General features: G+C 60.6%; 10 protein-coding genes. 1 reads left to right on the top strand and 9 read right to left on the bottom strand.

What is annotated here, in order from left to right; translation table 11 throughout:
- Positions 1 to 34 precede the first annotated feature (34 nt).
- Positions 35 to 1,312, bottom strand: coding sequence for a cytochrome P450 (locus tag R6G97_RS12220; protein ID WP_169774697.1), 1,278 nt, complete (start codon positions 1,310 to 1,312; stop codon positions 35 to 37).
- A 204-nt stretch (positions 1,313 to 1,516) separates the two neighbouring features.
- Here R6G97_RS12220 and R6G97_RS12225 point away from each other — a divergent pair, with 204 nt between their 5' ends.
- A complete protein-coding gene (locus tag R6G97_RS12225) occupies positions 1,517 to 2,182 on the top strand; it encodes a TetR/AcrR family transcriptional regulator (RefSeq protein WP_054573070.1) in 666 nt (221 codons plus the stop codon).
- A 47-nt stretch (positions 2,183 to 2,229) separates the two neighbouring features.
- Here the strand turns inward: R6G97_RS12225 and R6G97_RS12230 are convergent, their stop codons facing one another.
- From R6G97_RS12230 to R6G97_RS12265, 8 genes are all read right to left on the bottom strand, one after another.
- On the bottom strand, positions 2,230 to 3,834 hold the full coding sequence (locus tag R6G97_RS12230; protein ID WP_046785901.1) for a phytoene desaturase family protein: 1,605 nt from the start codon (positions 3,832 to 3,834) through the stop codon (positions 2,230 to 2,232).
- A 58-nt stretch (positions 3,835 to 3,892) separates the two neighbouring features.
- The gene (locus tag R6G97_RS12235) at positions 3,893 to 4,714 is read right to left on the bottom strand and encodes an SDR family NAD(P)-dependent oxidoreductase (protein ID WP_046785900.1); all 822 of its coding nucleotides are present in this window, start codon (positions 4,712 to 4,714) and stop codon (positions 3,893 to 3,895) included.
- Positions 4,715 to 4,742: 28 nt separating this feature from the next.
- Positions 4,743 to 5,552 (bottom strand): enoyl-CoA hydratase/isomerase family protein, encoded by an 810-nt coding sequence (locus R6G97_RS12240; protein ID WP_046785899.1) that lies wholly within the window; start codon positions 5,550 to 5,552, stop codon positions 4,743 to 4,745.
- Positions 5,549 to 6,520, bottom strand: coding sequence for a hypothetical protein (locus R6G97_RS12245; RefSeq protein WP_060493173.1), 972 nt, complete (start codon positions 6,518 to 6,520; stop codon positions 5,549 to 5,551). The genes R6G97_RS12240 and R6G97_RS12245 overlap by 4 nt, the downstream gene beginning before the upstream one ends.
- Before the next feature lie 44 nt (positions 6,521 to 6,564).
- On the bottom strand, positions 6,565 to 9,099 hold the full coding sequence (locus tag R6G97_RS12250) for an efflux RND transporter permease subunit (protein WP_060493174.1): 2,535 nt from the start codon (positions 9,097 to 9,099) through the stop codon (positions 6,565 to 6,567).
- Between the two features lie 35 nt (positions 9,100 to 9,134).
- Complete coding sequence (locus tag R6G97_RS12255) at positions 9,135 to 10,175, bottom strand: WD40/YVTN/BNR-like repeat-containing protein (RefSeq protein WP_317848143.1); 1,041 nt, start codon at positions 10,173 to 10,175, stop codon at positions 9,135 to 9,137.
- 212 nt (positions 10,176 to 10,387) lie between these two features.
- Complete coding sequence (locus R6G97_RS12260; protein WP_046785895.1) at positions 10,388 to 11,752, bottom strand: DUF1329 domain-containing protein; 1,365 nt, start codon at positions 11,750 to 11,752, stop codon at positions 10,388 to 10,390.
- A gap of 30 nt (positions 11,753 to 11,782) precedes the next feature.
- Positions 11,783 to 13,438, bottom strand: a complete 1,656-nt coding sequence (locus R6G97_RS12265) for a DUF1302 domain-containing protein (protein WP_046785894.1) — start codon at positions 13,436 to 13,438, stop codon at positions 11,783 to 11,785.
- Positions 13,439 to 13,663: the final 225 nt, after the last annotated feature.

Here is a 13,663-nt window from a genome sequence, read left to right on the forward strand (position 1 = left end):
GGCCGTAAAGCTAAATGTGGTATCCGAGGTAGGCTCAGTCCCAGATCACTGGCAACCTGGATACGCCGCGCAGCTGCGCGCCGCTAATCATCGGCAGCGGTTGGCTGGGGTCCAGGCGCAGGTTGGGCAACAGGTCGAGGATGGCGTTGACCGCGCAACTGATCTCGACCTTGGCGACAAACTGGCCGATACACATGTGCGGACCGAAACCGAAGCCGAAGGAAGGCTTGGGCTTGCGGTCGATGTCGAACACGTCAGGGTTTTCGAAGGCGTCTTCGTCGCGGTTGGCCGATACCACCATGCACTGCACGAACGAACCCTTGGGGATTTTTACGCCATGGAATTCGACGTCCTTGGCCGTCTCGCGCACCTTGAAGGTGGCCACCGGCTCGAAGCGCGTGGTTTCGTCCATCAGCTTGGCAATCAGGCTGCGGTCGGCCTTGACCCGCTCCAGCAGGCCCGGCGTGGTCAGCAGCAGGGTCATGACCGAGCCGAACATGCGCGTGGTGGTTTCACCTGCCGCCGGCAGCAACGAGCGAGTAAAGGTGATGACCTCATGGTCGTTCAGCGTGCGCCCCTCGTATTCGGCGCGCAGTAGGCGGCCCACCACGTCGTCGCCCTGGCTGCCCGCCTGACGGCGTTGCACCACCACTTCGGCCAGCGCGTCGTATAGCCCTTTAACCGCGATCCCGGCCTGGCGGCGCGCCTCGACCATCTTGCTCGGGTCGATCTGGTTGCCCCCCACGATGGCCAGTGCCCAGGCCGCGTACTGCTTGTATTTGGACGGGTCGTCGGAGGGAAACCCCATCAGTGCGTACATGATGCGAATCGGCAGCTCCAGGCCGAACTTCATCAGGTCGGCCTTTTTCGCCGGCAGCATCGGATGGATATATTCCTCGCGGATCACCTGGTCGATCTGCGGACGCCACTTGTTGACCGTTTCGGGCATGAACGCCGGTTGCAACAAGGCGCGCACCTTGCGGTGCTCGTCACCGTCCATAGCCAGGATGATCAGTCCATCAAAAAACGCACCAAGGCCCTCAGCGATGAAACCGTTGGTGTAGGTGGCGCCGTCGCGCAGCACGCTCATCACGTCCTGGTACTTGAACAACGCGAAGGTCGGGCGCGTGCCCTGCTGAGTGCCCGCATTGGTCGGCACGCCGAACTGGGTGATGAAATCGCCTTCGTAGATGGGTGATTTCAATCGTTGCTCGCGGCACACCGCGTGAATGTCCAGATCGGTACCGCGGTACATTTCCGACACGGCGTTGTACGCCGTTGCCAGGTCCAGGGCTGCACTTTCGTTGCTCATCAGGATCTCCTGTGTTGTTTTTATTCTTGCCTGCGCACCGATATTTCTGCGCTTTACGTAGGATGTATCGCCTGCCAACCTATGGTATGCCCTTGTCTGTAAGGGGCGGCTCCGATTCGTTTGACTCGGGGTCAAACGAAGGCAGCCGGGTAAATGCTTCAAGGTGTGAACAACAAGGGCCAACACCGGCATGAGGAGTCCAGGGTGGTAGTCAAAGCAACAGACGGTGTCGAACAGGGCAAGCGCAGCACGATGAAACGGCTGCTCGCGGCTGCACGTGTCGAGTTCGCCAAGAAAGGCCTGGCTGGGGCACGGGTGGAAGAAATAGCTCGGGAGGCCGGCGTCACCAAACAGCTGGTCTACCACTACTACGGTTCCAAGGAAGGCCTGTTCGTAGCGGTACTGGACGAGTCGTCGAGCCACATCATGTCCGAGCTGGTGAACCTGGAGGTCGAGCAACTGCCACCGCCTGTGGCGCTGCGTGCCGTCCTCAATCACTTCTTCGACCAGTACCGGCTCGACCCCTTCCTCGGCAGCCTGGCGCTGGAGGGCATTCGCTATCACGACGCCCACGAAACACCTCGTAATCATTTCCAAGAAATGGCGCCGGCACTGATTGCCAAGCTCGACGCCATCCTACGCAGGGGCGCCGCCAGCGGGGATTTTCGCGCCGACATCAACCCACGCCTGCTACTGGCCTGTGCCTCGCTGGTGACCACGGGCTGGTTCACCAACCGCTATTCGATGTCGACCCTCGCTGGCCTGGATACCGACTCTGCCGAAGGCATGATTACCTGGCGCCAATACTCGGCCGACTTCGTCATTGCGAGCCTGTCTCTGAACGCAGAAAAGAAAAACGGCAGCCTCTGACGGCTGCCGGTTTCGTCTGTCTGCGGCCCCTGTAGACGGGGCGCTTTTCAGCGCCGCGACTTGCTCAGGTAGCGGCTGACCCGCCTGGCCGCCAGCCGGCCTGCCATGCCATTGACTCCACCCCCAGGATGGATGCCCGCACTGCCCAAGTACAACCCCGCCACCGGCAGCGTATCGCCACCCAGGCCGTGCGCCGGGCGCATGGTGCTGGAGCGCATCGAAGTGGTATCGATATGCACCACGCAACCATTCACGGTATTCAGGCGCGCGGTGAAGTCCGGGGCAGCCTCGATGCGTCGGCCGATGATTTGCCCCTCGATACCGTCGACATAGGCGTACAACTGCTCGATCACCTGATCAGCCACTCGCTCACGCAGGGCATCCCACCCTTCATTCGGGTTGACCGGCATCACCGGTGGGTAGATGTACAGCACATCCTGGCCCTCAGGCGCCTGTGACGGGTCGGCGGCGCTGGGTACGGCCATGGTGATGTAGGGCAAGGTCGGCACTTCGGCCCGCGCACAGGCGGCAAAGTTCTCCAGCACGGCCTCTTCGGTGCCGATCAGCAGACAGGTGTTGCGCAAGTCGACACCATCGCCGCGCACCGCCTCGAAGCGTGGCAGCGAAATCTGCCCGCGTAGGGCCACATCCACCTTCAACGGGCCCGAGCCCTTGGCGTTGGCCGGGGCCATGGCGATGCGGGTCAGCAGATGCTTGGGAAGCTGACCGGCAGTGACCATCTCCAGCGCCGGCCGGGGGTGGCAGCCGGCAATCACGGCGCGGGCAGAGAAGGTACGGCCATCGGCCAATTTCACGCCTTTGACCACGCCGTCACTGGCCACGATTTCACTGACGCTGGCCGACACCAGCACCTGGCCGCCCAACGCCTCCAGGCGGGCCCGCATGGCATTGCTCAACTGCTGCATGCCGCCCATCACCCGCCCCACACCGAAGCGGTGCAGGAACCCTAGCAGGGCGTAGTAGATGCCACCGCCGTCGGCTGTGATGTCGCCCGCAAGCCCGGTAAGCGCGCACATCGCCGAGCGGGTGATCGGATGCTCGAATCGTTCGCGCGCCGCCTGCAGAGCCGACCCAGTCATCAGCGCCATCAGTTCGGGCTTCAGGGCCCTATGCCTGATTGCTGTGGCGACCATCCGCAGCTTGACCCCCAGGTTGGCCTTGGCCGGATCGACCCGCATCATCGGCAGCGCGATCTCCAGGAACAGGTCGATGACCTTCATGAATTCAAGAAACGCGTCGGCGTCGCGGGTGCTGAAGCGGCGGATCTCGGCAGCGGTACGCTCGCGGTCACGCCAGAAGATCAGCGATTGGCCGTCCGGGTGCAGATACACATACCCCGGCGCCAGTTCCACCGATTTGAAGCCGTGTTGCTCCAGGCCAAGCTCCGCCGGCACGTGGGCGTGCACGCGCATCGACATCATGTCCAGCGCGCAGGGGTGAACCAAGTGCTGCGGCGCCTCAGGTATCAGGTAGCCCGAGGAGGCCATGCCACCCACCTTGTCCAGGGCTTCGAGCACCAGCACTTTCTTGCCCTCCATGCCCAGGTAGCAGCCAGCAGATAGGCCATTGGTGCCCCCGCCGACCACGATCACATCAAAATCAGGGTTTACTGCGGATTGCGTCTGGTTCATCACATGCTTCCAAGTCGAAGGTCAGCTGCGGCGACGCAGGTACGCGTCGCCGCGGGGGTCACATGCCAGTTCTGCCCATCTGCGCGAATAGCGAGCGCATGGCCACCAATGAAGGGGTGTGGGTACTGAACCCGCCATCGGCCACCAGTGTGCTGCCGGTAACGAAGGACGACTCGTCGCTCGCCAGGAACGCCACGACATCGGCGATCTGGCGCGGGGTGCCTAGTTCGGCGGTACAGTGGTTGTCGCGCAGGATGTCTAGCAACGCCGGCGGCATGGCGTGCTCGGAGGGCGCCAAACCGATCTGTACGGCATTGCCGCGAATGCCCTGCTTGCCGTACTGCGAGGCCACCATGCGCGGTAACATCATCAGGCCGGCCTTGGAGGTAGCGTATCCGGTCAGGGACATGTCACCCTGCATACCGAGCCCCGAGGTGGCGAAAATGATCGAGCCCTTGCCCAGTTCCAGCATGGCCGGTATCACGTGCTTGGTGCACAACACCGCGCCGCGCAGGTTAACGGCGATGGCGCGGTCCCAGGCCGCCATGTCGAGATTGACGAAATCGCGGTCTGCCTGGCGCTGCTCAGCATTGAGGATTGCCGCATTGTTGTGCAGTACGTCGATACGACCAAACCGCTGCCTGACCTGGGCAACCATCGCCTGGACGTCGGCCTCCGACGACACGTCGGTGCGAATCGCCAACGCCTGGTGCCCTTCGTCGAGCAACGATTGGGCAACCGTCGTGGCCCCGTCCAGGTTGATGTCGACCACGGCGATGCTCGCACCATGGGAGGCGAGCACGCGGGCGCATTCTGCCCCCAACCCGCCACCGGCGCCCGTGATGATGGCCACCCGTCCTGCCAGCTTGCCTGTACTCATGTGGATTTCCTTGTTGTAAGTGAGCCCGTCACTCGCCGGTGAAACGCGGCTCACGCCGTTCGCTAAAGGCCTGGGCAGCCTCGCGCGCGTCGTGGGTAGGTGCCAGCAGCGCGAACAAGTCGAGCTCCAGGTTCAGTCCGCTCTTGAGGTCCAACTCCAGCGCGGCACGGGCCGCCTGCTTGACGAAGGCCGATGCGGTGGGCGGCTTGGCGGCGATACGCCGGGCAAAGGTCGTGACCTCCTCCAGCAGGCCGTGGTTGTCGCTGGCCACCCGACTTACCAGCCCGATGCGCTGCGCTTGTGCTGCATTCATGCGATCACCAGAAAGCAGCATGTCCAGTGCCTGGCCCGGTGCGACCACACGCGACAGACGTTGCGTGCCGCCGCCACCGGGGATCAGCCCCAGGCCGGTTTCCGGCAGCGCAAACACCGCATTGGGCGCCGCGAAGCGAATGTCGCAGGCCAACGCCAGCTCCAGCCCGCCGCCCATGCAGTAGCCGTGGATGGCCGCGATCACCGGCTTGGCGATACCGTCCAGAGCTTCGATCCAGCGCACCTTTTCCATGCGCTGGCGAACCTGAAGGCTGGATTCAGGGCCACGGCGTTCCTTGATGTCGGCGCCGGCGCAGAAGCCGCGCTCGCCTTCACCACGAATCACGATCACGCGAATCTCGGGATCTTGCTGCAGCAGGGTCAGCGCCTGCGGTACCCCCTGACGAATCGCGTCATTGATGGCGTTGATCTGGTTGGGGCGAGTCAGTACCACCCAGCCGACCCGTGCGTCACACTCCACGCGCACCGCCTCGTTGATCACCTGCTCGCTCAGCGCTGTGCTCATGCAGGGCACTCCTCAAACTCGAACACCTGACCATTGAGCTCTTGCGGGTCGACCTTGATCAGCGCCCGGCCGTCCACCGCCTGCGATGACTCAACCCACTCAAAACGGGTGCCGCGGGCGCGCAGGTCCTCGGCCTTGGCGGCCAAGTCGTTGACGCCGATGCGGATGTAGTAAGGGCCCGGCCCCCAGTTGTTGAGGTAATGGCCGGCATCAGTGTTCCAATAAGTGGCCTCCAGTACATCGAGGGTGGCGCTGTTGGGCACGCTGAACCCCATGCGTGCACGGCGATATCCTTCACCGCCGATATGCTCTACCGGCCCGCTCGGTTCCCAGTCCAGGTTGGTGGAAATCTTGCGCAGAGTTTCATCCAGGTCTCGCACCAGGAACCCACGGGCGGTCACGCGCACCATGTCGCCGGGCTTGAGATCTCGCGGCTTGACCGGCGGCAGTTGGTAGGTTTCGGCCGGCATCTGCAATGGCTCGGTCGGCATGATCTCGATGCACAGGCCCCCATCCACGGACGGCTGGTAACAGGGCTTCTCGGGGGTCGCACCGAGCCATAGACGATCGAATGGCATTTCCGGGGTACGCTGCGCCATGCGAAAAGGCAGGCGACGGCGCATCAGCTTGTCCACCAGCGCATCGAACTTGTCACCATGCAGCGCCAGCACGATGGAGTGGGTCAGCATGGGCCGATGGCGGCCCTGGTAGTCCTTTAGACTCTCCAGGAACTCATGGAACAGCGGGTCGCCCGGATTGGGGCGATCCAGGTGCCACTGCGGCTCAATGCGCGTGGGAGACACTGCCAGAGACTTGTGCACCCGCAGAAAGTGCGCAATGTACGGGTGATTGTCGAACGCCTGGCGCCAGCGTTCATGCTTGTAGATACCGAGCTTGTCGACCAGTATTTCCGTCATGGCGTCCGGGTCCGGCACCATCATGTCGGCACTCATCAGTAATTCGAACATTTCTCTCTCCTCAAAGGGGTTGGCAAGGCCTATACCCGGCCTTTTCAGTCAGCGGGCACGCCGCGTACGGTGGGCGCGGGCAATGCATGGCGTTTGGCCACGCTTGCAGGCTTGTCGGGGCGCTGCTGCACGCGGGCCTCGTCAAGATCCAGGGTGGTCCCGGCCTTGGCGTTGCGTCTGGGGTTGAGCAGGTAATGTGACAGTGCCGGGATCAGGACCAGCGCCCCGAGCATGTTCCACAGGAACATGAAGGTCAGCAGGATGCCCATGTCGGCTTGGAACTTGATGGGTGACCAGGCCCAGGTAATCACCCCGGCCGCCATGGTCAGGCCGACCAGCGCGACCACGCGGCCGGTGAAGTCCAGCGAACGACGGTAGGCGACTGCCAGGCTGGCGCCGCGCTCTTGCACCGCCAGCTGTACGCTGAGTAGGTACAGCGCATAGTCCACGCCGACACCGACGCCCACCGCAATGACCGGCAACGTCGCGACCTTCAGGCCGATGCCCAACCACACCATCAGCGCCTTGCAGATGATCGTGGTCATCAGCAGAGGGATCAGCGCAACCACCGTCGCGCGCCAGCTGCGGAACGTCAGCAGGCACAGCAGCGCCGTTGCGCCGTACACCGCCAGGTACATGGTGATGATGCCCTTCTCGACCTCGATGTTGGTTGCGGCCTCGATGCCGGCATTGCCCGCTGCCAGCAGGAACTCCACTGGGTTATCGGCGTCCGCACTGGTGTTGTTTTCCTTGGCGAACGCTTCCGATACTTTCAGAACCCGGCTCAAGGTGTCTGCCTTGTGATCGGCCAGGTAGGCGATCATTGGGGTAACCGAACACTGCTGATTGGTGATTCCAGGGGCGGAAATCATTGCCGCATCCACCGCCGCGTTGGTAATGGCCTGGTCGCGACTGATACTGAGCCATTTCGGGCTGCCCTCGGCCATGCCCGAACTGATCATGCGCACGGTTTCGGCCAGAGACTGGGTGGTCTGCACCCCCGGAGTCCGGTTAAGCTGCCAGGCCAACTTGTCCATGCGTTGCAAAGCCTGGTAAAGCCTGCAACTGTCTTCGTCGGTTTTCATGATGACCACGAACTGGTCACTGGAGAGCCCGTAATTCTGGGTAATGAAGGCATTGTCGCGGTTGTAGCGCGAGTCCGGGCGCAGCTCGGGAGCCCCTGGATCCAGGTCGCCCACCTTCAGGTGCATCATCACCATGCTGCCCAGCAGTGTCACCACCAGCGACAAAGCAATGATCGCGGTGGCCATCGGGCGCTCCGTAAAACGGTCCAGGCCACGCCAAACACGCCCCAAAATACCTTGTCCGGCCTCCCCCGCCTGGTCCTTGGCGATTGCGATGCGCGCGGCTTTGGCACTCACGCCCAGGTACGACAACGCCACCGGAATCAACAGCAACTTGGTGAAGATGAGTACCGCCACACCGATGCTCGTGGTCAGGGCCAGATCGCGGATCACTGGGATGTCGATGATGACCAGCACTGCAAAACCGACGATATTGGTCAACAGTGCGGTGAGCCCGGTCAGGAACAGGCGACGGAACGTGTAACGCGCCGCCACGTACTTGTGTGTACCGCGGCCGATGTCCTGGAGAATGCCGTTCATTTTCTGGGTGCCATGGGAGATGCCAATGGCGAAGATCAGGAACGGCACCAGAATCGAGTAAGGGTCCAGATCGTAACCCAGCAGTTGCATCAGCCCCAGCAGCCAGACCACGCCAGCCACCGCTACGCCTACCAGCAGCAGCGTACTGCGCAGGCAACGGGTGTAGAAGTACACGAACACCCCTGCAATCACTACCGAGGCACCAAAGAACAGCATGACCGAATACAGACCATCGATCAGGTCGCCCACCAGCTTGCTGAAGCCAACGATGTGGATGCCGATCTTGTCGCTCTCTAACGCGCGAATCTTCTCTTCGAGCTGTTTGGAGAACACGCCGTAGTCCAGCGGCTCGCCGGTTTGCGGGTTGGTATCGAGCAGCGGTGCCACTAGCATGCTCGACTTGCTGTCGTTGGCCACCAGATTGCCGATGATGCCGGCGCGTGTGATGTTACGAAGCAAGGCCTGGATGGATTGTTCGCTGCCGTCGTAGTCCGATGGCATCACCGCCCCGCCATCGATGCCCTCCTCCGTGACCTCCTTCCAGCGTACGATGGGCATCCACAACGACTTCATCCATGAGCGGTCTACGCCAGGAATCAGGTACAACATGTCGTTGACCTTCTGCAGGGCCAGCAGATAGTCGGCGTCGTAGATATCGCCCGTCTTGTTCTCGACCACCACACGAACGCTGTTCCCCAGGCCCGGCAACTGGTTCTTGTAAGCCAGGTAGTTCTTGATGTACGGGCTGGAGCTTGGAATCATCTTTTCAAAGCTGGCGTTCACCTGCAGCTGTGCAGCGAAGAAGCCCAGCACCACGGTGGCGAGCAGGCAGGCAACGATGACCAACATGCGGTTACGGAAGATCACCCGCTCAAACCAGCCGCCGGAGCTTTTATCGAAGTCCTCCAGGTGGGTGATCACTGGCATCCCGCTGTTGAATTTTTGCTCGACCATGTTTTCTTTCTCGTTAGGGAATCGTGCCGACGGCGTCAGTTAGCCCGGGCGATATCGATGACCTTGGCACCGGCAAAGCGTGCCACCACTAGCCGCCCGGCCTGCTTCGTGTCGCTTGCTGCATACACCTCGCCCACGCGCGTTTGTACCAGCGGAGTGACCTTGAGACTGTGGAGATCCAGACTGACCAGTTGCCCGCCCTGGCTCACCATCACTAGCGCCGGTCCTTGCTCCACAATGCTGACCAGGCTGGTGTCGATCCCGGTTTCTATCTGCTGCCACTGCTGGCCATCATCAACACTTGCGAACAAATTGCCGCGCAGCCCGTAGGCCAGCAGCAGGTTTTCAAAGGCGGCGATGCCAAAATAGGTGCCGGTGTAGGGCGTCTCGATTTTTTCAAAGCGCTGTTGGCCAGGCTCAAGGCGCAGCAATACACCCTGTTCTCCGCTGATGTAGAACGTGCCATTGCGCTCCGCCAGTCCATACAAATGCATTCTGCGTGGGTTGTCTGCGCGCTCGAGCCAGGGTTGCCAGGTGCTGCCGGCATCCTCACTTCGAAGGATCATGCCAAAGGCACCTACGACGAAGCCGCGACCGCTGGCGTCGAATAACACGTCCAGCAAGGGCGCCGGTATCACAGCGGGTGCCGCGGACGTAGCCACCGCGCGGTTTACCTCCTGGACCAGATCGCCGGCTTCCTGGTCGCCCTGTTCGGCCCGCCGGCCATAGACACTGCCAAGCAGGCTGAACAACTTGCGCCCATCCATCTGCACGACCCATGTGGCGCCGCCGTCACTGCTGTGCAACACCACTGAGTCGTGGCCGACAATCCAGCCGTTTCGCGCATCGCTGAAGCGCACTTGAACGAAGTCACTGGACACCGGACTGGGGACTTGCTCCCAGCTGGTGCCATTGTCGTGGGAGCGTTGAATCAGGCCGTGCAGGCCGACACCGACCAGCACGTCGCCGGCGCGGGCCACGCTGATCAACGGTGCGGCCAGCGGCTGTGCGAGTGTCGGCGCCTGCATTTCAAGCGGATCAATGGTGGGCGTGCCAGCCTGGGTTGTCCCCATCATGGCCAGCCACAAAGGAATCAGAGCCGCACTCAACAAGTGCACACTCAAAGAATTAGGTCTTGCTAGGCCTTGGCTAATCATTGTTTTATCCTCACCATGCCAGAGTCGCCCTGCTACCCGACAACAAGCGCCACTCATTGCCGGGCTCAGGAACAACGTTTTCAACTGCGAACCACTTTGCACGCGCGCAGCTCACAACCAGCCCGGAGGGCTTAGCGCTGGGTCTCCCGAGCGACAATTGCCTCGGGGTTCATGTCCCGTTCGGTTCGTGGTGTATCGACGAACTTGTAGCCGCCCTTCAACCCGTCGTTGAGCAGCGCCCACATGCCTTTGTTGAAGTCATACACGACGTTTTTCACGTTGTACGGCAAGTTTTTGTCGTACAACTGCACACCACTGAGGAAGATCGCGCGATACAAGGCACCGCTTTGGTCCCAGGCGTCGTACAGCCCAATCCCAAAGGTGTCCTCGTCTAGGTAATAAGTTCGCTTGCTGTAGACGTGTCGCTTGCCCGGCTTGAGCGTGGCCTCGACAACCCATACACGGTGCAACTCCCAACGCTCGCACGCCGGATTGGCATGGTGCTTAAGGAATTGCTCGTCCTGGTTGCACTCGAAGTAGAACTTGTAGGCGTTGTAAGGAATGAACATCTCCTTTCGGCCCACCAGCTTGTAATCGAAACGGTCCTGACTGCCCGAGAACATTTGCAGCTCATCGAACAGCGTAACCCCGCCTTGGCTAGCGACTGGCGTATCGAAAGCAAACTCCGGCGCCAGCTTCACCCGCCGCTGGCCAGGCGAATAACTGAAGGCTCGACGCGCTTTGGCCGCAGGGTCCAGATAATCGTTGAGTACGGTGACTTCACCCGAACGGCGTGCCGGATAGTTGTTCAGTGAATACACACGGGCATACATCATTGGATCGCGGTCGGCCTGCGTAGGCTGATAGTAGGGCTGCTCTTCGAACGTGGCTTGCTCGGCAGCCTTGGTCCGCTGACCATTCGCATCCATCACCCAGCTATTAGAGGAGCTGGTGGTGGAGTACCCGGGGCCGATCTTGTATCGCAGTTGCTGGTTCCAGATAACCTCGTTGCCAGTCTTCGGAATCGGGAATGGCAACCCTCCACGGCAGGCCGGGTCGACTGCCAGCCCGTCTCTCTGTGTGTTACAAGTGGTGGCGTTGCGTACCGTGGCATCCAACACCTCCTTTGGATATGCCGTGGTGCGGTGGCTCGGATAGATATCGAAGTAGTACTCCGGGTATTTCTTGAGGATTTCCTTTTGTCCTTCACTGAGCTTGTCAGCGTATTGGGCCATATTCTGCGAAGTGATGCGGAACAAGGGTTTCTCATTGCGGAATGGATCGGCCCAGAACCCGCTGTCTGGTTTGAAATCTGGCGGTGCAGTACGCAACCCGCCATCGTAGGCAGGGATCGTGCCCTCTGCATTTCCCTCTTTGATCGCACCGAAAAGGGTCAGGGTTTTACCTAGCTGCGCCGCTTCCTCCGGGCTGACCGCGGCCACGCTGCAGGTAGCGATGCCGAACAGCGCCAGGGACAAGGCCAATTGTCTTTTCATTCGGGCAGTCTCCGTTTTTATTGGATTTGTTCAGAAGGAGGTTTTGAATGTGAATGCCAACCAGCCCCGGTCTGTGTTACCAACGCCGCCATTGCCGCCGACGGTGCCATTTGCCAGGTTCTTGGGTTGGGCGCGGGTATCGGCGTAACGTAGGCCGAATTCATACTGTTGCTGATAGGTGAACTTCACACCAGCCGACCAGGACATCGCACCTTCACTGCCGCCACCAGCCGAGGCAGCGTTACCATGAATGCCATAGTTGATGGTCAGAGGTACGTCCATGTCCCAAGATGGGAAGATGCTCAGGTATTGCGGCGTGTAGTTGACTGCCACCGCGTAGTAGTCGCGCGTCGAGCAACCATCGGACGCGTCGCCGGAGCCGGCGACACCGGGTGTACGGGCGTCCGTACAGGCGGCATTGCCCTTGTACTTGAACAACTCGTCATGCTCGGTCACCTTGACCAGGTGACTGTAGGCAAACTCGCCAACCAAGGTCGCGTTATTGGCAATGAAGTTGCGTGGCATGCCATACACGGCGTTAGCGATAAAGTGGATGGTGTCACCACGCGGCCCCTCGTCATCCAGCGTGCTGACTCCAGTGGCGTTCAATGCGCCGTTCTTGCGGTATGACAGCTCCGTGCCCACGGCCACCGAATCGAACACACGAGCAAAACTGATACCGGCAAGCTTGACCCCGCGGGGGTACACGACGCGGTACTCACCCAGGTTCGCCTTGACCTGCGGTGCGAGCCAAGGCTGATAGTCGTCGAACTGGCGGTAGTAGAAGCCGAAGGTCGATTCGATCGCCTCAACGTTGTATTTGGCCATCACGCCCCAGTTGGCATTACTGTCGCGACCATACTTGGAGGAGGCGCGCTTGAGTGCCCCAGCACCGGCTGGCATCTGATCCGGACCTTCGAACAGGAAGTCTGCACCGCCGAAGTAGGTCCCGCCGTAGGGAATACGGGTGTAGTCCCACTCATAGAAGTACTGGCCGGCGATGGAAAGATGATCAGTGACCTGGGCCTTGGCAGATATCTGGCCGATGGGCAGAAATACTTCTTTTGTCTCGATACCCGGGCTGGTAGCGGCTTTTACACCGTCGCTCGGGGCCTGAGAGTAGGAAACTGAGTGTGCACCGAACAGCAGGCCCTCGCCCCAGTAGTTGGTATGGCGACCGATCTTGACGTTAAGCGGTGTATCGCCTACCTGAAAGTTTTTCCACACGAACGCATCGAGGATTTCACCAGAAGGTCCTCTGACATAGCGCTTGACCTCATCGCTGTAGTGACCATTTTCGTAGCTGGTCTGGCCACCCACCTGGCTGTGGACCTTGGTGTCACGGTAGGCATTGTCGTACCAGCCAGCAGCACTCAGGCGTGCCCCCCATTCGTTCAGGTAGGAGAAATCCACTTCGCTCAACACATCGAGTCGATTTGTAACGATATCGCCTTTGTCGAATTTGCTGTCGGACTCGTCGTAGGTCGGGGTCCGCATGATGCGGTGGTCTTGGTCTTCCATGCGCACGCCCAAGTTGTAGCGGACGGTATTGTCCCAACGCAGGCGGTAGTCAGGGTTGCTCAGGTCAAACGAAACAGCGTGCGCTCCACTCATCCCGCCGAGCACTGCCAGCGCTATCGCGCTGCGGCTAAACACATGCCTTCCCTGCTTGGTCATGTCTTTCATACGGCACCTTTTATTTTTATTTTCAGTCGTTTGTATAAGGCCAAGTACTGGCTACAGCCGTGCTGACGTACTGCTACCTCACCTGCCTAAGCAGCTCGGGTGAGCTTGTCGGCAGGTTTCACCGGTGAAGCGCGCCCATGGCTTGATTTCAAATTAACCGAGAAAAACAAATAATTCCATATAAAGATTTCAATTCTGTATTTAGAATCTCAGTCGATTTTTTCG

The organism is Pseudomonas sp. HTZ2, from assembly GCF_033173945.1.
Taxonomy (GTDB): domain Bacteria; phylum Pseudomonadota; class Gammaproteobacteria; order Pseudomonadales; family Pseudomonadaceae; genus Aquipseudomonas; species Aquipseudomonas guariconensis.